Genomic DNA, 20,595 nt, shown 5'->3' on the forward strand with positions numbered 1-20,595 from the left:
TCGGGCCGCGCGGCTCAGGCCGGCTGCTTGACCATCTGGGGACGCTTGTCGAAGGTCGCCACCGTGCGGGCGATCTCCTCGTTCACCTGGCGCAGGAAGTCCTGCTTCTCGCGCGCCGGCAGGAAGGCGCTCTTGAAGCCGGACACGATGATGGTGGTCAGGTCCTCCAGGGACAGCCCCATCTCCTTGTGCGACAGCCACAACTCCTTGGTCACCGTGGTGTCGGTGATGAGCCGGTTGTCCGTGTTGATGGTCACCCGCAGGCCGTAGTCGAAGTAGAACTTGAGCGGGTGGGCGTCCAGGCTCGACACCGCGCCGGTCTGCACGTTGGAGGAGGGGCACACCTCCAGCGGGATGCGGTGGTCGTTCACGTAGTTGAGCAGGTCCCCATCCTCGCGCAGCCGCGTGCCGTGGCCGATGCGGTGCGCGCCCAGGTTGTGGATGGCCTGGGAGATGGACTCGGGGCCGAAGGCCTCGCCCGCGTGCGCCGTGCAGTTGACGTTGTTCTTGAGGATGAGCTGGAAGGCGTCCTTGTGATCCTTGGCCGGGAAGCTCGCCTCGGCGCCCGCGAGGTCGAAGCCGATGACGCCCCGGTTCTTGTACGCCACCGACAGCTCGGCGAGCCGCATGGACGTCTGCGGGTTGATGTGGCGGATGCCGCACACGATGACGCCGTACTTGATGCCCGTCTCGCGCTTGGCCACGCGCAGCCCCTCGAGCACCGAGTCGATGACCGTGGTCATCTTCAGGCCCTTCTTGAGGTGGAGCGCGGGCGAGTAGCGCACCTCGATGTAGCGCACGTTCTCCGCCGCGGCGTCCACCGCCAGCTCGTAGGCGGCGCGATAGAGCGACTCGGCCGTCTGCAGCACCGAGAGCGTCACGTCGAAGGCGACCAGGTAGTCCTCGAGGCTCTCGCACACCTCGCCCATGTGGATGGCTCGCGCGAGCGACTCCTCGCTGTCCGCGGGCAGGCTCACCTTCTGCTGCTCGGCCAGCTCGAGGATCGTCTTGAGCCGCATGGAGCCATCCAGGTGGCAGTGCAGGTCGGTCTTGGGCAGGGCGAGCAGCAGCTCCTCGGTGACGGGAATCGTGGGCGGCGGGGACCAGTCGGTCCGGCGCGCGGAGGAGGGAATGCCAGTCGAGCTGGGAAGCTCGTCGTCACGAATCGAAGCCATGTCGGGTACCGTCCTTTTCGTCATCCTAAGGGCCTGAAATAGGGCCCTCAACCTCGATGACGGGCCGCTGGCGGCCGCCTGCCCTCCCGTCGGACAAGAGCGGTGGGTAGCCGACCTTTTTGAGCCGAAAGCGCCACGGCTCATCCCCCGAGCAAGCAGGCCTCACCCTTGTGACTCGACAGCCATGACGCGGCGTGCGACACGCGGAGCTGTATGCATTCAGCAGACGCGACGACGTCGACGACTCCGGGATTGTGGCGGCTGACCTGGCCCATCTTCCTCGAGTTCATGCTGTTCATGCTGATGGGCACGGCGGACACGTTCATGCTCAGCGGCGTGTCCGACCAGGCGGCGGCCGCGGTGGGCGTGGCCGCGCACTATGTCTTCCTCAGCGTCACGCTGATGGAGGTCATCAGCAACGGCGCGGCCATCGTCGTGGCGCAGTACATCGGGGCCCGGCGCCAGGCGGAAGCGGCGCACATCTCGGCGGTGGCCATCACCCTGAACCTCCTGTTCGGCCTGGGCGTCAGCGCGGCCCTGTTCCTCGGGGGCGAGACGCTCATGCTGAAGATGAACCTCACAGGCGAGCTGCTGGTGCACGCGCGCACCTACGTGGGCATCGTCGGAGGCTTCATCTTCCTGCAGGCGCTCATCAACATCTTCGCCAGCCTGCTGCGCACGTACGGCTTCACCAAGGAGTCCATGTACGTCTCCCTGGGGATGAACCTGCTGCACGTGGTGTGCAACTACGGCCTCATCTTCGGCCACTTCGGCATGCCGCGCCTGGGCGTGGCCGGGGCCGCGTGGAGCACGGTGTTCAGCCGCGCGGTGGCGCTCGGGGTGTTCGTGTGGATGCTCTACCGGGTGATGGAGGTGCGCATGAAGCCGCGCGACTACGTGACGCTCCCCGGGGACTACGTGCGGAAGATCTTCGGCGTGGGCGTGCCGGCCGCCGTCGAGCAGACCATGTACCACTGCTGCCAGACGGTGTTCATGTACTACGTCACCTTCCTGGGCCCCGTGGCGCTGGCCTCGCGCGAGTACGCGATGAACATCTCGCGCTACATCTTCCTGTTCAGCCTCTCGCTCGGCATCGGCACGTCCATCCTCGTGGGGCGGCTGGTGGGCGCGGGCCGTCCGGACACCGCCTACCAGCAGGCCCTGCGCAGCCTGAAGTGGGCCGTGTCCGCCACCGTGGCGGTGAGCCTCACCGTCATCCTGCTGCGCGAGCACCTGCTGGGCGCCTTCACCACGGACGCGGAGGTCATCCGGCTGGGCGCCACGGTGCTCGTGCTGAGCCTGCTCCTGGAGACGGGGCGCTCCTTCAACCTGGTGCTCGTCAACGCCCTGCGGGCCACGGGCGACGCCGTGTTCACCGTGTACGCGGGCTTCGGCTCCATGGTGTGCATGAGCGTGCCGCTGGGCTACGTGCTGGTGTTCCACACGGGCCTGGGCCTGCCAGGCGTGTGGCTGGCCATCGCCGCGGACGAGTGGACGCGCGCCCTCGTCATGTGGCTGCGCTGGCGCAGCCGTGCCTGGGAGAAGAAGTCGCTCGTCACGCCGGCGGCGGAGCCCGTGCCCGCCGCGGCCCTGGGCACCTAGCCCGGCATCAGGAAGCGGGCGATGACGCGCTTGAGCCCCACCTGACCGCCGAAGTCCACCGTCACCTTGGCGTTGGGCCCCTGGCCGTCCGTGGAGATGATGCGCCCCATGCCGAACTGCTGGTGGCGCACCCGCATGCCGCGCACGTCACCGCCAATGCCCTCGCCGTCCGAGGCCTGTGAGTACGTGCGGTCCACGCGGGGCCCGTCGTCCTCGTCGGCCCAGTCCCGCTTGCGCTTGACGTAGGGGGTCTCCTTGGGCGCGGGCGGCAGCTCCTGCTCGACGATGCCGAAGAGCGCCTGGGGCACGTCCGCGAGGAAGCTGGAGGGCGGGTTGTAGCGCAGCTCGCCGAAGAGCGAGCGGCACTGGGCCAGGCTCACGAACAGCCGACGGCGCGCGCGGGTGAAGCCCACGTAGCAGAGCCGCCGCTCCTCGGCCATCTCCTCCCCCTCCGAGTCGTCCCCGCGCAGCGCGCGCGAGTGGGGGAAGACGCCCTCCTCCATGCCGGTGAGGAAGACCGCGTCGAACTCCAGGCCCTTGGCCGCGTGCAGCGTCATCAACGCCACCTTGCCGTCCCCCACCTCGGCGTCCGCGTCGCCCACCAGGCTGATCTGCTCCAGGAAGGCGTTGAGCGGGGGGATGTCCTCGGTGAGCGGCGAGGTGTCCAGGTCATCGTCGTCGCCGGGCTCGCGCACCGCGGGCGTGGCGGGCGCGTCCGCGGCGGCCACCGCGGCGGCGGCCCGGTTGAGGTCGAACTCCTGCGCGGCGCCGAGGAACTCGCGCAGGTTCTCCGCGCGGGTGACGGACTCGTCGCTGCCCTCGGTCATGAGGGACTCCACCAGATGCGTCTCCTTGAGCATCTGGTCCACCGCGCTCGCCGCGTCCTGGGCGTCCTGGGAGAAGGCGTGCAGCGAGGACACGAGGGCATGGAAGCCCGCGAGCCGGCGCACCGCCGCCGTGTTGAGCCCCGGAATGCGCTCGGGCGAGGCCGTGGCCTCGTACAGGCTCACGCCCGACTGGTTGGCCCAGTCCGCCAGCCGCTCCACCGTGGTGTCGCCGATGCCGCGCGCCGGCGTGTTGATGATGCGCAAGAGGTCCGCGTCCGAGCGCGGGTTGACCATCAGCCGCAGGTAGGCCGCCGCGTCGCGGACCTCGGCCCGGTCGTAGAAGCTGCGACCGCTCACCAGGGCGTAGGGCACGCGCGCCAGACGCAGGGCCTCCTCCACCACGCGGCTCTGGGCGTTGGTCCGGTAGAAGACCGCCATGCCCGAGTACTTGATGAAGCCCTCGCGCTGCAGGCCGTGGATGCGGCGCGCCACCTCCTGGGCCTCGGCGCGCTCGTCCCGGTTGAGCAGCAGCGTGAGCGTCTCGCCCTTGGGCCGGTCACTCCACAGCTTCTTGGGCAGCCGCCGCGTGTTGCGCGCGATGACCGCGTGCGCCGCGTCGAGGATGTTCTGGTCCGAGCGGTAGTTCTGCTCGAGCTTCACCACCCGCGCGCCCGCGAACTGCTCGGGGAAGTTGAGGATGTTGTCCACGCTCGCCCCGCGCCAGCGGTAGATGGACTGGTCGTCATCGCCCACCACCACCAAGTTGGGCCGCCGCTCGGGCGGGGCCAGCAGGCGCAAGAGCTCGTACTGCACGGGGTTGGTGTCCTGGAACTCGTCCACCAGGATGTGCCGGAAGCGCCGCTGGTACTGGTCCAACACGTCCGGCCGCTTGCGGAACAGGTCCACGAGCAAAAGCAGCAGGTCGCCGAAGTCCACCGCGTTCGCCGCGCGCAGCAGTCGCTGGTAGGCGCGGTAGGTCTTCTGCACCACCACGCCGCGCGCGTCCTCCACGTCCACCACCATGTCGTCCGGCAGGCGCGCCGCGTTCTTCTCCTGGTCGATCCGGTGGAGGATCTCCCGGGGCTGCATGATGGGGTCCACCTTCGCCTCGCGCATGGCGCGCTTGACGATCTGCAGCTGGTCCCCGTCGTCGTAGATGACGAACGAGCGGGTGAGCCCCACCAGTTGGGCCACCGAGTCCTCGCGCAGCACCCGGCGCAGAATCATCGAGGCGGAGGAGTGGAAGGTGCTCACCACCAGCTCGTGTGCCTGGGCGCCGAGCAGGTGCACCAGGCGCTCGCGCATCTCGCGCGCGGCCTTGTTGGTGAAGGTGACGGCGAGGATGCGCCAGGGAAAGACGTTGCGGAGCTGGACCAGGTGGGCGACGCGGCGGGTGATGACGCGCGTCTTGCCGCTGCCGGCGCCCGAGAGGACGAGGAGCGGGCCGTCCCCGTGGAGGACCGCTTCCTTCTGGGGCTCGTTCAGGTCTGCGAGGAGGTCGTTTTCGGCGTTCAAGGCGGCGCCATATCTAGGGGGAAACGCTCTATCTAACGAGTTTCCGGCCGGCTTGAAGGACGTTGCACGAGGGGGAGCGCCCGCCTGCCCTGTCGGGGTGCCTGGGCCCCCGCCCGCCCGGCCCTCAGCAACCGCTGTCGCAGGTCTCCACCACCGCGCCCGCCACCTCGCGGCCATCCTCGCGCACCAGCCGCAGCGTCGTGGCGGGCCAGGTCTCGCGCAGCAGCCATTCCACCTGGCCGTCGTCTTCCAGGTCCAGCACGCCCACCACGTCCTCGCCCGCCAGGTCCGCGCGGGACACGACGCGCTCGGCCGCGCCGGGCGCGCTCACCACCCCCCGGGTCGCCTGCTGGTCGAAGTCGATGCCGCACTCCGAGTGACCCTCGCCCACCCGCAGCCGCGCCACGGAGAAGAGCACCCGGCGCTCGCCCTGGGAGAAGCCGACGGTGTCCACCTCCTCGCGCAAGGGCTCGCCCCTGCGCTCCGCCCACTGAGCGCCCTCCAGCCGCAGGGCGAGGTAGCGCTCCGAGCGCCGCAAGGCGCGCGCTTCCTGGTCGGCCCGCTCCGCGTCGGGCGCGGCGTCGCGCTGGAAGAACACGGGCGCGGGGGTTCCGCTCGGCAGGGCGAACAGGGGCGGGCCCGGCCGGACCCGGCAGTCCAGCTCGGCGAAGGTCCAGGCCTGACCACACCCCGGCGCGTCGGGCGACGGCTCGCGCAGGAAGTAGTCGACGGCCGGACGGCCCCGGTTGAGCCACGCGAAGCCCTTCACCGCGCAGTCCGCCTTCACGAGGCCCTCGGCACCATACAGGTCCACGCGCTCGCCCACCTTGAACAGGCCGGTGGGATCCTCCGGCGCGGGCGCCATCCACACGCTCCGCCGCGCGTCCAGGGGCTCGAGGACCCGGCTCTCCTGGCTCTCGCCCAGCAGCATGAAGGTGCGGCCCTCGTGGGACTCCACGAAGCGCGGCGCGTCCCGGCGCGACAGGCTCTCGGCGAGCGCCGTCCGGGCCTCGACCGCCGCCAGACAGGTGGCCTCCCGGGCCTCGCGCCCCTCTTCCAGGGGACCCGCGTACTTCACGTCCGCCGCCACCCCGGCCTCACGCAACCGGGCCTGGTACGTCACCGCCTCCGCCCGCGTCGCGAACGCCTGGGCCACCACCACTTCCAGACACGGGCGCAGGTCGCGGAAGGCCGTGGTGGACAGCCGCGCGGGCGCCGAGGGCAGTCCCGTGCGCGCGAGCGCCCGCAGGTCCTCGGCCCCCTCGCCCGGTGTGGACGAGGCGTGCAGGAGGACCAGCCACTGGCGCGCGTAGGGCGTCTCCGGGGGCAAGGGCACTCCCGTGGAGGGGGCCCACACATCGGGAGCGGGCGCGGCAACCCCCGGCGAGGGTGGGGGCCTCGGCGCCTGTGGCTCCCCGGAGCGCGAGCACCCCGCGAGGGCCAGCAACACGGCGAGCGAGCGCGACGGACGAGGCATGTCCGACCTTCTAGCAGCTAGAGTCGCGCCATGTCCGATGCCCAGAGCCCTCCCACCCAGGAACAACTCGACCGTTTCGCGGAACAATTCAACCAGAGCGCCACCATGCGGCACTTCAACACCCGCCTGAGCTTCCCGGAGGGCAAGAAGGTCGTCATCGCCATCCCGGAGGTGCGACCCGAGCACCGGGGGGGCCTGGGAACGGACGCCGTGAATGGGGGCATCCTCGCCGCGCTCTTCGATCTGGCCATCGGCTGCACCCCCGCCCTGCGCGACCCCAGCCGCCGCGCCGCCACCATGCAGCTGTCCATGAGCTTCGAGCGCCCCGTGCGCGGCGACAGCGCGCGCGTGGAGGCGACCATCGACACCGCCGGCACCTCCAGCCTCTTCGCCTCCGCGCGCGTGTACGACGCCGAGGGCACGGTGTGTGCCCGGTGCCAGGGCGTGGTCAAGCTGTCCAAGATGAAGTGGGCCTCCGGCGACAGCCCCGCCGTCAACTGACAGGCGCTCGCGCACGGCGGCCGATATGCCCCGCGCCACCGGACGTTCCTGGGCCGGGAAGACATGAGGGCCATGACCTGGACACACTCCATTCCCGAATCGGGACAGCCGGCGGAGGAGCCGATGGACGGCGAAGCCGCGCTCTCGCGACGCGCCTTGGAGGGGGACGCCGCCGCGTGGAACGCGTTGATCGCCCGACACCAGCACCGGGTGCTGGTGTCACTGCTCGCCCGGGGGGTTCGGGTGGATCGGGCCCGGGAGCTCGTCCAGGAGACGTGGGCGCGGCTGATCCAACAGCAGCGCAAGGGCGCCCTCACCGAGCTGCGCCTGCCCCATCTGGCGCTCGCCCAGGCCGCCTTCCTCGCGGCCGATGACGCCCGGCGGGTGCGGCGCGAGGGAGGCGGGGCCCCCTTGGAAGCCCTGTCCGAGGCCCACCACCCCGAGGATCCCGGGGCCTCGGCCGAGCGGCGGTTGTTGTCCGAGGAGCAGTTGCGCCGGGCCCAGCAGGCGCTCGGCACCTGCTCTCCGAGTGCCCAGCGGGTGTTCCACCTGGCGTGTGACGGCCAGGAGCTGCCCCATGCCGAGGTGGCCGCGCGGGCGGGGTTGTCCGTGCAGCGCGTCCGGCAGATCCTGTGCGAGGTGCGCAAGAAGCTGCGCGGCGCCCTCGAGGAGGAAGGTCCATGAGTCTCCCCCACCCGAGTCCGGCCGACCTCGAGCACTACGTGCTGGGGGCGCTCGAACCCCAGGCGGCGGCGCGTCTGGAGGCCCACACCCTGGAATGTCCCGACTGCGCGCGGCGCCTGCACCAGGAGGCCCTGTTGGAGGAGCACCTCCGGGAGGTGGCGCGCGCGCCGCTCGTGGCCGCGCGGGTGGTGCGTCCCGCGCGCTGGAATGCCCTCCGGCGGGCGGCGCCGGCGCTGGGGCTGATGGCGGCCGCGGCCCTGGCGCTGCTCCTCATGCCCGTCCGCACCGAGCGGCCCGCGGCCACGCCCCTCCTCGAGGAGGACGACTTCCCGATGATGGCGCCCCTGGGGAGCGCGCCCTCGACCGCCGAGCGGCTGGTGGCCTGTCCGGATCCCACCAGCCAGGACTCCTGCGCCTCGGAGGCCCTGGCTCGGGGCCTGTGGGTGCAATATCCCCGGGGGCTGGGAGCGATTCCCCGCTACGAGGGCCATGCGGGGCTGCCGCTGGACCGGCTCGCCGCGGGCCCCTCCGCGCTGTGAAAGGCACCGTCATGCGTTCGTGGATGAAATGGCTGGGGACATCGCTCGCGGGGGTGCTGCTCGCCACGGGAGGCGCCGCCCGGGCCGAGGACTCGCAGAAGAGCCTGCCCAAGGGGTGGTTCGTCACCGAGAGCGCCCCCAAGCTCTACGCGTCCGGCCTGGACACGGGCGCGCCCTGCGAGGGCCCCCGCAGCGCGTACCTGCGCTCGGTGCAGGAGAGCCCGTCGGGCTATGGCACCTTCATGCAGGCCTTCGACGCGGAGGCCTTCCGGGGCAAGCGGCTGCGCTTCTCCGCCGTGGTGCGCACCGAGGACGTGAAGGGCTGGGCGGGCCTGTGGATGCGGGTGGAGGGCGCCGAGTCCCTGGAGCCCCTGGCCTTCGACAACATGCAGTCGCGCGCGCTCACGGGCACCACGGCCTGCAAGCGCCACGAGGTGGTGCTGGACGTGCCCCCGGAGGCCCGGGCCATCATGGCCGGACTGCTGCTCAGCGGCACGGGCACGGCGTGGATCGAAGCGGTGCGCTTCGAGCCGGTGGACACCCGCGTGCCCGTCACCAACCTGATCGCCGACACGGCGTCCCGCCGTCCGTCCGGGGGCCGCATCGGCGGCCTGAGCTTCAGCGCCGACGCCCTGGGCAACGGGCTGCGGCTGCAGCCGGACGGCTCCTGGAAGGACACGGACGCGAACGTCCTCACCCCGAAGACGACCGAGGACGGCGGCGTGCGCGTGGAGGGCTCGCTGCTGCACCGCGCCGTGCGCCTCACCGTGAAGACCACGGGCGGCACCACGCTCGTGCAGGGAGACTGGGGCAGCGACGCGGTGCACCTCACGCTCGGACCGGACAAGCTCGTGCTCAAGCGGGGCATCCACACGCGCGAGCTCGTGCCCGAGGAGGACACCCCCGCGGAGAAGGAGGCCTGCCGCCGCTACCGCACGCCCCCCGGCACCACGCGCGGCGTGCTCGACGTCTGTGGCCTGGCGCTCGACAAGGCCCCGCCCGTGATTCCCCTCGTCGTGGGCCTGCTGACCACGGACCTGGGCGCATCGCGCACGCCCACCCTGGGCCCCGGCGCCGCGCCCCCGGACCGGCTCACCCCCCGCACGGGCATGATTCCGAACATCCAGGGCCCGATGAACCCCGCGGATCGCGTCGCGCCCCTGCGCACTCCCGGAACCCAACGTTAGGCGGACACGCTCCTGGCCGCCCGTGGGGGAATGTGCTGAGCATCTTCCCCATGGAGACCTCCCCCCGTACCGCGCTCGTGGCCGGCGCGAGTGGTCTCGTGGGCGGCGCCCTCCTCGACACCCTGCTCGAGGACGCCCGCTACCGCGAGGTCCACTCCCTCGGCCGACGGCCCCTGCCCCACCAGCACCCGAAGCTCGTCCAACACACGGTGGACTTCACCCGGCTGGACACCCAGGCCCTGCCCGCCGCCCAGGATGCGTTCTGCGCCCTCGGCACCACCCTCAAGAAGGCGGGCAGCCAGGCCGCCTTCCGCGCGGTGGACCATGACTATGTCCTGGCGTTCGCGCACGCGGCCCGGCACGCGGGGGCCCAGCGCTTCGTGCTCGTGTCGGCGCTGGGCGCCAACGCGCGCTCGCGCATCTTCTACAACCGGGTGAAGGGCGAGGCCGAGGACGCGCTCGGCGCGGTGGGCTTCGAGTCCCTCGTCATCGTCCAGCCGTCCCTGTTGCTCGGAGCGCGAGAGGAGCCGCAGCCCGCGGAGCAGGTGATGGGCGCCGTCTCACGGGTGCTCGCCCCGCTGCTGCGGCCCCTGGCGGCGCGCCCCATCGAGGGACGCACCGTGGCCCGGGCCATGGTGACGCTCGCCTGGCGGGACGCACCGGGCACGCGGGTGGTGCACTCGGGCGAATTGCACGCGCTGGGGGCGTAGCGTCAGAAGGAGAAGTCGCGCTCGAAGATTTCGTTGTTGCCCACGCGCACCATCAGGTGCGCCGAGCGGCCGCCCGCGGTCCCCAGGTCGAACTGGAGACCCTCGGGGCCGGAGTGGGGCTTGAGGGAGGGTTTGCCGGGGGTCAGGAACACGGCCGCCGTCACGGCGCGACTCCCCAGGGGTTGGACCAGGAGCCGGGCCCGCTGACGCTCTCGCACGAGCACCACGCGGAAGTCCCGCCGCTCCTCCAGGACGTCGCGCTGCTCGGCGTGGCGCGCGGAGGTGGGGCCCCGGCGCGAGGGCTCGGCGGCGCGCGAGGTGCGGGCCGCGGGCACGGCGCGCTCCTGCTCGGCCAGTGCCCTGTCGATGGCCTCGTCCCCTTCCTCCAGGGCCCAGATGGCCTGGGCACACTCCAGGCACTTCTCCGTGTGCCCATCCACCCACTTGAGCTCCGCCGCGGACAGGGTGCCCATGTCGAAGCGCCACAGGTCCTCCGCGCTCAGGTGCCGCTTGGGTGGCGCGTCGACCAGGACACTCTGGTCCATGTCGCGCAGGCAGTCGGGGCAGGCGCGCAGGTGCGTGCCGGGACGTTCGCCGCGGGAATGGAGCACCGCGAGGAAGTCGTCACACTCGGCGCGCGCGGAGAACCACCAAGCCCGGGGACGTTCGCCCGCGTCCAGCAGGTCCCGCTCCGCGCGGCGCTGGGAGTTGAGGGGGATGAACCAACGGGCCTTGGGCGCCAGGGCGCCATCCAGCCGCCCGAAGGCCTCGCGCACGGTGTTCAGCCGCTCGGCCAGCGCTCCGGAGACCGCGCCGTGCAGGGACTCCCACGCGGCGATGGCGCGCAGGGCGGACTCGGCCCGGTCGCGCGCGGCGAGCCCCTCCAGCGAGGAGGCGCGCCATACCTCCGACTCCTCGACGTCCTCGCCCAGGGCGGCCTCGGCGGACTCCTCCGCGGCGCGCAGCAGCGCGGGCCTCAACGTCTCGGCGCTCTGCGCGCGCAGCCAGGCGTCGATCTCCGCGGAGCCCAGCGCGCGCAGCGCCTGGTCGACACCCTCTCGTCCCAACCGTTCGCCGCGCCGGAGGACTTCTCCAATCAACTCCAGCGTGCCGTCCTTGGGAAATCCACCCCGCGCGAGCTGCTCACGGCGGGCCTGGTAACGAGAGAGTGGGTCAACGACCATGGGGGTACCCTCCTTCGGGTACGGTGGGGCTCACTCCCGCTCGCCCTCCTGTTGGAGGTCGAGCAGGTAGAGGCGCAGATAGGCCTGTGCGCGGCTCACGCGCTTGTACGAATTGACCACGCTGATGCTGAGGCGCCGGGCGCATTCCTCGTGGTCCTCTACGTCCTGGTGGTGGTACAGGTCCCACGCACCGGCTTCCTTGGGATGCTCCTGCTGCAGCCGCTCGTAGGCGCGCCAGTAGAGCTCCTGGGCCTCGGTGCGCTCCTCGCGCCGACGCGAGGACTCCACCGCCCGGGACACCTCCGCCGGAGACTCCTCCGGAGCGTTGTCGGGATCCGTGGGAGCGGGCGCGAGGTCCTCGCGCTGACGCCGGTAGAAGTCGATGGCGACGTGCTTGACGATGCGCAGGAAGAACGTCTTGGGAGAAGCACTGCGCCCGGGCATCTGCTCGGACACGCCGCGGAACTGATCCAGCCCCCGGACGAGCAGCTTGCCCACCGCGTCCTGGTAGAGCTCCTCCGCGTCCGCGGGCGAGCCCCGGCCATAGCTGGCCTGGATCTTGGAAATGACGTAGCGGGCGGGCCGGACCCAGCGATCGCAGAGCGCGCCCAGGGGCTCGCCCACCGCCCCGCCCGAGGCGCGGCGCTGGAGTACCTCTGCGAACAGTTCGTCATCCGTGAGATCGTCGAACACCGGAAGGTCCTTGGGGCGCCAGGAGGCACGAGCCCCCCACCCGAGCGGGGTGAGGTTCGGTGAAACGGCGGGTCAAGGTAGCACGACGGCATCCGAAGACGGCCTCCTGATGACACGACCCCCGGATATGCGACAACCGGAGACGGGTCATGAACAGCGACGCCGGGGCGCGCGGATTCCTGACGGGGGATTCTTCCTTCCGGGTCTCGTCAGCAATTCCGGTGGGTTCGCGTCACTCGCGAGGCAAGGGAAGCGCCCCCGCGGGTGCCCCCTGCCTCTTCTTCCCAAGGAAATTCCCATGTCCCGAACCATCGTCATCGGCGACCTCCACGGCTGTTACGACGAGGCCCTGGAGTTGCTCGCCCGCGTGGGCGCCACCTCCACGGATCGCATCATCTTCACCGGAGACCTCGTGGACCGAGGGCCCCGGCGCCGCGAGTGCGTGGAGCTCGCCATGCGGCACGAGTGCATCCTCGGCAACCACGAGGAGAAACACCTCCAGCAGCGGCGCCGTCGGGATGCGGACCTGCTGCCGGACCACCTCGAGACGCGGCAGGCGCTCGGGCCCGAGCACCTGGACTACTTCGCCACCCTGCCCCACTTCATCCGGCTGCCCGAGTACCAGGCCGTCGTCGTCCACGCGGGCGTGCTGCCGGGCAGGACCCTGGAGGAGCAGGAGCCCTACCACCTGCTGCACGTGCAGTGTGTCCGGCCTCCGGAGCGCAAGAGCTACTGGCCCTCCAAGGCGCCCGAGGGCTACCGCTTCTGGACGCACGACTGGAAGGGCCCGGAGCGCGTCATCTTCGGCCACACCGTGTTCGACCGGCCCCTGGTCACCGAGCACGCGGTGGGCATCGACACCGGCTGCGTCTACGGGCACTCGCTCACGGCGCTGGTGCTGCCCACGTGGGAGCTCGTCTCGGTGCCCGCGCGCAAGGCCTGGCGGGCGGGCAAGGACGTGGCGCTCCTGCCCGTGCATCCGGGCGTGGACGTGTTCTCCTGACTAGACACGCTCGAGGGTCAGCAGGGTGGAGCGGCGCGGCAGGCTGACCCCGAAGGTCGTGCCGTCCGGAGCGCTGGAGCGCACGTCGACAGTGCCTCCGTGCGCCCGGATGAGGTGGTCCACGATGAAGAGCCCCAGGCCAATGCTGCGGCTGGTGCGATCCGCCTGCTCGTCGCCCCGCCGCATGGGCTGGAACAGGTGGCGCTGCACCTGCGGGGGGATGGGCTCGCCCTGGTTGTGGACCTCCAGACGCACCGTGTCCGCGTCGCCCAGGGTGCGCACCGTGACGGGCGAGCCCGCCGGGCTGTACTTGAGCGCGTTGGTGACCAGGTTGGTGATGACCTGGGCCACCCGGTCCGTGTCCCACGCGCCCAGGCCATCGCCCTCCATCTCGATGCGCACTTCCCGGTCGGGAAAGGACATCTGCACCTCGTCCACCACCAGGCGCAAGAGCGCGTACAGGTCCGAGGGCTCGCGGTGGATGACGATGCCGCCGCCCAGCCGCGCCTGGGTGAAGTCGAGCAGGTCGCGCACCATGCGGATGGTGCGCTCGGCCGAGGAGTGGACGCGCACGAGCGTCTTGAGCACCCGCTCGTCCAGGTCATCGCGGCGCAGCAGCAGGGACACGCCCAGGGAGATGGCGGTGATGGGATTGCGCAGGTCGTGGCTGACGATGCCGATGAGCTGCTGCTCGAACTCCGAGCGCCGCCGCTCCTCGCCCCGCGCGTGGTCCTCCGCCTGCTTCTTCTCGCTCACGTCGCGGAAGAAGATGGCCAGGCCCCCCTCGCGCGTGGGGTACACGCTCACGTCGAGCCAGCGATTCAGGGAGGAGAAGAACTCCTCGAAGTGGGCGGTCGTCCGCTCGCGCATGGCCCGGTGCAGCTCCGCCCACGTCCGGCTCTGGGGCGAGGCGGCCTCGGGCCACATGTCCCAGAGGGTGCGCGTGAGCGTGTCCTCGCGCCGGGTCCGGGAGATGCGCTCCTGGTTGGCGTTGACCAGCAGCAGGCGGAAGTCCTTGTCGAGGATGATGAGCGCCTCGCCCCGCTCCAACACCTCCAGGGCCGCCTGCAGTCGCGCCTCGACGATGCCCGTGAGGGCCTTCTGCTCGGTGAGCCGCTTGCGGATGTCCTCCTTCTCCACGGCGTTGCGCACGGCGCGGTAGAGGCTCTCCGGGGTCACCTCGGACTTGACCAGGTAGTCCGAGGCACCGCCCTTGAGCGCCGCGACGGCGATGCGCTCGTTCCCCCGCCCGGTCACCATGACCACGGGCGGTCGCAAGAGCCCTTCCTCGTCCACGAGCCGCTGGAGGAACTCCAGGCCACTGAGCGCGGGCAGGTCGTAATCCAGGAGGATGCAGTCCACATGCTCGCGCCTGCAGAGCGCGAGCGCGTCATCCGCCGATTCCTCCTCGAGGAATCGGTAGGAATACTCCCCCATTTCCTCCAGGTAGGTTCGGAAGACATCCCGATCCTCGGGGCTGTCCTCGACCAGGAGCAGCGTCAACAATCGGGAATTCATCCGCGCGAGACCTCACGGCCATCGTCTTCGGGCATCACGATGTGGTCCAGCCAGAACTCCTTGAAGAGCCGGATCATTCTCTCGAATCGCGGCAGATCCACGGGCTTGAGCAGATAGCCACTGGCCCCGTGGTCATAGGCGCTCTGGACATCCTTGGGGTTGCCTGAGGTGGAGAACACGAGCACTGGAATGCTCTTGAGATGGCGGTCGCGCTTCACGTGCTCGAGCACCTGCCTGCCATCCAGGCCAGCGAGGTTCAGGTCCAGGAGAATGAGCCCCGGGCGCGGCGCGGCCTGGGTGTCGGCGTAGCGGCCCGTCTGACCCAGGAACTCCAGGGCCTCCTCCCCCTCCGAGCAGCGGTAGAGCGGGTTGGGGATGGCGACGGAGTGGAAGGTCATCTGGAGCATGTCGAAGTCCTCGTCGTTGTCCTCCACGACGAGGATGGGCAGCCCGGAGTTCATCGCAGATCCTCCAGCGCCGGCGGGCGCACCGTGGCCGGAGGGGCCGTCTCACCGCCCAGGGTGAAGAAGAAGGTGGTGCCCTCACCCGGCGTGGACTCCAGCCACAAGCGGCCGTTGTGCCGCTCGATGAGGCGCTTGACGATGGTGAGGCCGGTGCCGGTGCCCCCACCGTATTTGTCGCGCCCGTGCAGGCGCTTGAAGATGCGGAAGATGGCGTCGTGGTACTCGGGCTTGATGCCGATGCCGTTGTCGCGCACGTAGTAGACGGTGCCCAGCTCCGGCTCCTGCCTGGAGCCGATCTCCACCCAACGCTTGTCCTTGTCGTTGTACTTGATGGCGTTGGTGATGAGGTTGGTGAAGGCCTCCATCATCCGCACCCGGTCGCAGCGCGCCGGAGGCAGCGGCGCGGGGATGCGCACCTCGGCCTGGGCCTCCTCGAGGCGCGGCTTGAGCAGCTCCAGCACCGAGGCGAGCACCTCGTTGAGGTCCGTCTCGCGCAGCGACAGCTCCATGCGGCCCACCTGCGCGTAGTGCAGGAGCGAGTTGATGAGGCTCTCCATGCGCTGGGTGAGCCGCACCACCGTGTCCATGCGCGTGCGGCTGGTGGGCTGGAGCGCCGCGGCGTCCTCGCGCAGCACCAGGCTCGCGTAGTTGTGGATGCCGCGCAGCGGCTCCTTGAGGTCATGACTCGCGGCGTAGGCGAACGAGTCCAGCTCCACGTTGCTGCGCTCCAGCTCGGTGTTGAGCTTGAGCAGCTCCTCGCTGCGCTCCAGCACGATGTCGATGATGCTGCGGCGCAGGTCCTCGGCGCCCTCCAGCTCGTAGTCCTCCCAGGGCAGGGACTTGCCGCGCACCGTCTCCTGCCAGAGCGCGAAGGACTTGCGCGGATGCAGCCGGGGCTGATCGTCCTGGACGTCCACGGGCTTGTTCGGATTGCCGCCCCACTCCACCGTCTGCACCACCTCGGGACGGAACCACAGCACGTAGTTGTGGCGGCCCCGGGACATGGAGGCGGCGATGAGGCCCGCGGCCACGTCCTTGAACTCCTCGGACTCGGGGTACTCCTTGAGCAGGCAGTTGGTGGCGAAGATGTCCTGGGACACCGGCCGGCTCGCCAGCCAGCGGAACAGGCCCTGCAACTGCTCGTCCGAGGGCGCCTTGCCCAGCACGGTGGTGCGGCCGTTGAAGTAGACAGCGGCGCCCGCGGCCCCCGTGAGCTCAAGCAGCTCCGGCGGCGACTGGCAGAGCTGCGCGGCGAAGTCGAGGCCGCGCGTCATGCGCTCGAGCAGCCGGCCCTGGATGGACTTGGCGCGGATGCGCTGATCGTAGTTCTCGTAGCCCTCCTTGGTGGGGAGGAAGGAGGACATGAACTGGCCCACGAACTCGCACGCCGTGCGCACCTCGTAGGGCAGGTAGCGCGAGCCGGAGATGTGCGTGCAGGAGATGAGCCCCCAGAGCTTGCCCTCCTTGAGCAGGGAGATGCTCATGGAGCTGCCGGCGCCCATGTTGCGCAGGTACTCCATGTGCACCGGGGACACGCTGCGCAGCACGCAGAAGGACATGTCCAGGGGCCCGCCCTGGGCCTCCTCGGGCAGCGCCACCATGCGCGCGGGCACGTAGTCCACCGCCGGGATGAGGCGCAGCAGGTTGAGCAGGTACAGCTCGCGCGCCTGCCGGGGAATGTCCGAGGCGGGGAAGTGCAGCCCCAGGTAGGGGTCCGCGTCCTCCATGCGATCCTCGGCGAGCACCTGACCGTTCCAGTCGGCGTCGAAGCGGTAGATGATGACGCGATCGAAGCCCGTGAGCCGGCGCACCTCGCTCGCGGCCTCCATGCACAGCGCATGCAGGTCCTTCGCGTCGCGCAGGCGCGACATGGCGCCCCGCGCCTGGTGGTAGAAGCCGAAGAACGGCAGATCCTTCTGCTCGGTCGAGGGCTCCAGCTCCAGGAAGAGGCGGCCCTGGTGGCGGTGCGCGATGCCGTCGAACTGCCGCGACCCACCGCTGCCCTGCTGGATGGAGAGCTTGAGGGGGTTGTTGTCCTCCAGGCGATCCGACAGGAGGCTCTCGCGGGTGCTCGCCACCTGCTCTGGCGGCAGCAGCTTCTCCAGGGACTGGCCCAGCAAGTCCTTCACGGCGACACCGAGCAGGTCCTGCGTGTTCTCACTCGCCTGACAGATCGTCAGCGACGGCTCGCGCAGGACCAGCAGGACGCCGTGGGGCTGGATGGCCCCCGGGATATGGATGGGCTCCCGGTCGCAGTTGGTGAGATCCGCCGCGGGATGCGTTCCAACTTTGTCCGTGCCCATCACTCGCTCCAATCACCGCGTTGTCTCGACCATCTCAGTGCTCTGCCCGTCCCGCGGGAGTCGCTCGGCGCGCCCTGTTTACCGCCGATCAACCATCCACGAAGACTGGAAAAAAAGCAGGGTCGCGCAGCGGCCGCGAACCTGGACATACCCAGGACAGACCTAAGACACATCGGCCTGGCGCAGAGGGAATCCCGGCAGTGTGACGCGGAAGCTCGCGCCTCCTCCCGGCGTGTCCATGACGGAAAGCTGGCCTCCGTGCGCCTCCACCCACTGTCGACTCACCCACAGTCCCAGCCCCAGGCCGCCGTAGCGGCGCACGGACACGGCCCGTTCGAAACGATCGAAGATGCGCGGCTTGTCCTCGGGCGCGATCCCCATGCCGTGATCGATGACACACAGGTCCAGCCACCCCCGTGCATCCTGCGTGAGCGTCACCTCCACGGGCTTGCCCGCGCCGTACTTGGTCGCGTTGTGCAACAGGTTCTCCACGATCTGATCCAGGCGGCGCCGATCGACCGTGCCCACCACCACCCCCGAGGTCCGCAGCGCCACCGGACACTCGGCCTGCCGGAACTCCTCGCGCATGCGCGCCACGGTCTCGGCCACGAGCAGGGACAGGTCCGTCTCCTGCTGGCGCAGTTCCAGTCGGCCGCTGGTCAGCTCCGACACGTCCAGCAACATCTCCACCAGGCGGGCCAGACGGCGCACGTGTTTGCCCGCCTGGAGGATGCGCTCTCCCACGTTCGTGCGGGCCTCGGGCGAGAGGTTGCGCTCGATGAGCTCGAGCTGGAGACGGAACGCCGCCAAGGGGGTCTTGAGCTCGTGGCTGGCCACCGAGAGGAACTCGTCCCGGGCCCGGAGGGACTGCTGGAGTCCCTCGGCGAAGGCCTCCTGGTGGGCCAGCGCCCGCCGCGCGCGAACCAGCTCCAGGTTCGAGCGGACGCGGGCCAGCAGCTCACGCGCGCTGAAGGGCTTGACGAGGTAGTCGTCCGCCCCCGCCTCCAGGCCCTCCACCGCGGACTCCTCGCCCGCGCGCGCCGACAACATGATGACGGGCAGCGTGCGCGTGGTGGGGGCCTCGCGCAGCGCGCGCAACAGCCCGAAGCCTCCCAGCCGCGGCATCATCACGTCCGTGAGCACGAGATCGAAGGGACGCGCCAGGGCCCGCTCCAGCGCCTTCTGGCCATCCGCGACACACTCCACCTCGAAGGCGCCGGAGAGCACCCGCCGCACGTAGTCGCGCATGTCCGCGTTGTCGTCCGCGAGCAGCACCCGGCCCCGGAAGGACGCTCCCGGCACGGGGGCGGCCGCGGGCGGCTGCTCCGCGGGCGCGCGCTCGGACCAGCGCGAGGCCTCGTCGACGAAGAGCCGGGCCCCCGTGGCGGTGGACTCCGGTGACTCGGTCCGCACCTCCAACGCGGACGGCACATGCGCCCAGGGGATGTCCACCGTGAAGCAGGTGCCTTGCCCCTCGGTGCTGCGCACGCCCACGACGCCGCCGTGCAGCCGCACGAGCTCGCGCACGAGCGACAAGCCGATGCCGGTGCCCTCATGGGTCCGGCTGCGCGCGCCCTGCACGCGGTGGAAGCGCTCGAAGACATGGGGCAGCTCGGCGGCGGGGATGCCCGTGCCCGTGTCCTCCACCCGCAGGCGCAGGTGCTCGGCCTCCTCGCGCAGCTCGACGCGGACCTCGCCCTCGAAGGTGAACTTGAGCGCGTTGGACAGCAGGTTGAGGACGATCTTCTCCCACATCTCCCGGTCCACCTGGACCGGCGCCGACAGGGGAGGACAGTCCACCACCCACCGCAGACCGGCCCGCTCGGCGGCCGAGCGGAAGGCGCTGGCGAGGTCCGCGGTGAACAGGGAGAGGTCCGTGGACTCGAAGAACGCCCGCGCCCGTCCGGACTCCAGCCGCGAGAAGTCCAGCAGGGAGTTGACCAGCCGCAGGAGCCGCCCGGCGTTGCGCTGCACGATGCTCAACTCGCGCTTGTCGTCCTCGCCCAGATGAGCCGAGGCCAGCAGGTCGTCCAAGGGCCCCAGGATGAGCGTGAGCGGCGTGCGGAACTCGTGGGAGATGTTGCTGAAGAACGCCGTCTTCGCCCGATCCAGCTCCGCGAGGGCCTCGGCCCGTCGGCGCTCCTCCTGGTAGGCGCGGGCGCTGGCGAGCGCCGTGGCGACGTGCCCCGCCACCAGCTCGAAGAAGTTGAGGTACTCGGAGTCCAGCCGCAGCCGCGCGCTCACCCCCAGCACCAGCAGGGCCACGGCCTCGGTGCCCCCGGCCAGTCCCCGGCCAGAGCGGGCCAGCGGCAGCACCAGCGCGCCCGGCGGACGCTCGGGCCACGGCCCCTCGGGCACGTCCTCGCCGAAGCGCTCCCGGAGCCCCTCCACCTGGACCGCCGCGCCCCGCTGGAGCGCCGAGGCGAACGGCCAGGGCACGTCCGCGTCGGACAGGGACACGGAGAGGGGCGCGAGCCGCGTGCCGGGGCGCACCCCACTGGTCGCCGTGAGCGACGCCCGCGCGCCGCCCGCCTCCAGCAGGTAGAGCGCGGCGAAGGGCACATCCGAGAGGTTGTCGCCCAGCACGCGCAGACAGGCGTGCGCCGCTTCCTCCAGCGAGCGCGCCTCGGGCGTGAGGGCCCGCAGCGTGGACAGCCGACGCGCGCCCAGCACGCCCCGCGTCACGTCGCTCACCGCCTGGAAGATGCCCCCCACCCGGCCCGTCTCGTCGCGCACGGGGCTATGGGAGAAGGTGAGGTAGACCTCCTCCACGAGCGCGCCCCGATCGAAGAGGAAGAGCTGGTTCTCCACCCAGCTCGCCTCGCCCCGGTGCAGCGCCCCATCCACCATGGGCCCCACGGTGGACCACACCTCGGGCCAGGTCTCGCGCGCGCTCAGGCCCAGGGCCTGGGGGTGCTTGGCGGGACCGAGGATGGGCCGGAAGGCGTCGTTGTAGATCTGCACCAGCTCCTCCCCCCAGAGGATGAGGTAGGGGAAGCGCGACCCCAGACAGATGCTCACCGCGGTGCGCAGACTCTGCGGCCACGCCGCCGCGGGACCGAGCGGCGTGCCGCTCCAATCCTTGGCACGGATGAGCGCTCCCATCTCCCCTCCGCCCGAGAGTGCCTCGTCCGTGGTGTGGTGCGGCGTGAGGTGCGGCTGCGTCATCCTGGCTACCTTCTGGTTCCTGCTCGGGGGAGCGGACCTGACACG

The 20,595-nt window shown here is 70.7% G+C and carries 16 protein-coding genes; 7 read left to right on the forward strand and 9 right to left on the reverse strand.

Annotated elements, in window-relative coordinates:
• Positions 1 to 14 precede the first annotated feature (14 nt).
• Entirely contained in the window at positions 15 to 1,175 is a 1,161-nt protein-coding gene (add, locus tag I3V78_RS33370; protein ID WP_204494053.1) for an adenosine deaminase, read from the reverse strand.
• A 213-nt stretch (positions 1,176 to 1,388) separates the two neighbouring features.
• On the opposite strand from add, the gene I3V78_RS33375 reads away from it, so the two are divergent.
• Positions 1,389 to 2,777, forward strand: coding sequence for an MATE family efflux transporter (locus I3V78_RS33375; protein ID WP_204494056.1), 1,389 nt, complete (start codon positions 1,389 to 1,391; stop codon positions 2,775 to 2,777).
• Here the strand turns inward: I3V78_RS33375 and I3V78_RS33380 are convergent.
• Positions 2,774 to 5,119 (reverse strand): ATP-dependent helicase, encoded by a 2,346-nt coding sequence (locus tag I3V78_RS33380; protein WP_204494059.1) that lies wholly within the window; start codon positions 5,117 to 5,119, stop codon positions 2,774 to 2,776. The two genes, I3V78_RS33375 and I3V78_RS33380, sit on opposite strands and share 4 nt — an antisense overlap.
• A 124-nt stretch (positions 5,120 to 5,243) precedes the next feature.
• Positions 5,244 to 6,596, reverse strand: coding sequence for a hypothetical protein (locus I3V78_RS33385; RefSeq protein WP_204494062.1), 1,353 nt, complete (start codon positions 6,594 to 6,596; stop codon positions 5,244 to 5,246).
• 30 nt (positions 6,597 to 6,626) lie between these two features.
• On the opposite strand from I3V78_RS33385, the gene I3V78_RS33390 reads away from it, so the two are divergent.
• The 5 genes from I3V78_RS33390 to I3V78_RS33410 all read left to right on the forward strand — a co-directional run bounded on the left by I3V78_RS33390 (position 6,627) and on the right by I3V78_RS33410 (position 10,217).
• Positions 6,627 to 7,097: a PaaI family thioesterase gene (locus I3V78_RS33390; protein WP_204494065.1), complete on the forward strand. Its 471-nt coding sequence runs from the start codon at positions 6,627 to 6,629 to the stop codon at positions 7,095 to 7,097.
• Between the two features lie 72 nt (positions 7,098 to 7,169).
• A complete protein-coding gene (locus tag I3V78_RS33395) occupies positions 7,170 to 7,781 on the forward strand; it encodes an RNA polymerase sigma factor (protein WP_204494067.1) in 612 nt (203 codons plus the stop codon).
• Positions 7,778 to 8,320: an anti-sigma factor gene (locus tag I3V78_RS33400; protein WP_204494069.1), complete on the forward strand. Its 543-nt coding sequence runs from the start codon at positions 7,778 to 7,780 to the stop codon at positions 8,318 to 8,320. Before I3V78_RS33395 ends, I3V78_RS33400 begins: the two co-directional genes overlap by 4 nt.
• 11 nt (positions 8,321 to 8,331) lie before the next feature.
• Positions 8,332 to 9,507, forward strand: a complete 1,176-nt coding sequence (locus I3V78_RS33405; protein WP_204494071.1) for an AraC family transcriptional regulator — start codon at positions 8,332 to 8,334, stop codon at positions 9,505 to 9,507.
• Between the two features lie 50 nt (positions 9,508 to 9,557).
• Positions 9,558 to 10,217, forward strand: coding sequence for an oxidoreductase (locus I3V78_RS33410; protein ID WP_204494073.1), 660 nt, complete (start codon positions 9,558 to 9,560; stop codon positions 10,215 to 10,217).
• A 2-nt stretch (positions 10,218 to 10,219) separates the two neighbouring features.
• Here I3V78_RS33410 and I3V78_RS33415 read toward each other — a convergent pair whose 3' ends face one another.
• Together I3V78_RS33415 and I3V78_RS33420 are read right to left on the reverse strand one after the other, a co-directional pair.
• Positions 10,220 to 11,401, reverse strand: coding sequence for a hypothetical protein (locus I3V78_RS33415; RefSeq protein ID WP_204494074.1), 1,182 nt, complete (start codon positions 11,399 to 11,401; stop codon positions 10,220 to 10,222).
• Between the two features lie 30 nt (positions 11,402 to 11,431).
• Positions 11,432 to 12,094 (reverse strand): sigma factor, encoded by a 663-nt coding sequence (locus I3V78_RS33420; protein ID WP_204494075.1) that lies wholly within the window; start codon positions 12,092 to 12,094, stop codon positions 11,432 to 11,434.
• Between the two features lie 298 nt (positions 12,095 to 12,392).
• Here I3V78_RS33420 and I3V78_RS33425 point away from each other — a divergent pair, with 298 nt between their 5' ends.
• Complete coding sequence (locus tag I3V78_RS33425) at positions 12,393 to 13,097, forward strand: metallophosphoesterase (protein ID WP_204494077.1); 705 nt, start codon at positions 12,393 to 12,395, stop codon at positions 13,095 to 13,097.
• Here I3V78_RS33425 and I3V78_RS33430 read toward each other — a convergent pair whose 3' ends face one another.
• The 4 genes from I3V78_RS33430 to I3V78_RS33445 all read right to left on the reverse strand — a co-directional run bounded on the left by I3V78_RS33430 (position 13,098) and on the right by I3V78_RS33445 (position 20,550).
• Positions 13,098 to 14,615, reverse strand: a complete 1,518-nt coding sequence (locus I3V78_RS33430; RefSeq protein ID WP_204494079.1) for an ATP-binding protein — start codon at positions 14,613 to 14,615, stop codon at positions 13,098 to 13,100.
• Positions 14,612 to 15,076, reverse strand: a complete 465-nt coding sequence (locus I3V78_RS33435) for a response regulator (protein ID WP_204494081.1) — start codon at positions 15,074 to 15,076, stop codon at positions 14,612 to 14,614. The genes I3V78_RS33430 and I3V78_RS33435 overlap by 4 nt, the downstream gene beginning before the upstream one ends.
• A complete protein-coding gene (locus tag I3V78_RS33440; RefSeq protein WP_204494084.1) occupies positions 15,073 to 17,382 on the reverse strand; it encodes an ATP-binding protein in 2,310 nt (769 codons plus the stop codon). Before I3V78_RS33440 ends, I3V78_RS33435 begins: the two co-directional genes overlap by 4 nt.
• Before the next feature lie 162 nt (positions 17,383 to 17,544).
• Positions 17,545 to 20,550: an ATP-binding protein gene (locus I3V78_RS33445; protein ID WP_204494086.1), complete on the reverse strand. Its 3,006-nt coding sequence runs from the start codon at positions 20,548 to 20,550 to the stop codon at positions 17,545 to 17,547.
• Between the last annotated feature and the right edge of the window lie 45 nt (positions 20,551 to 20,595).

The organism is Archangium primigenium (genome assembly GCF_016904885.1).
Taxonomy (GTDB): Bacteria; Myxococcota; Myxococcia; order Myxococcales; family Myxococcaceae; genus Cystobacter; species Cystobacter primigenius.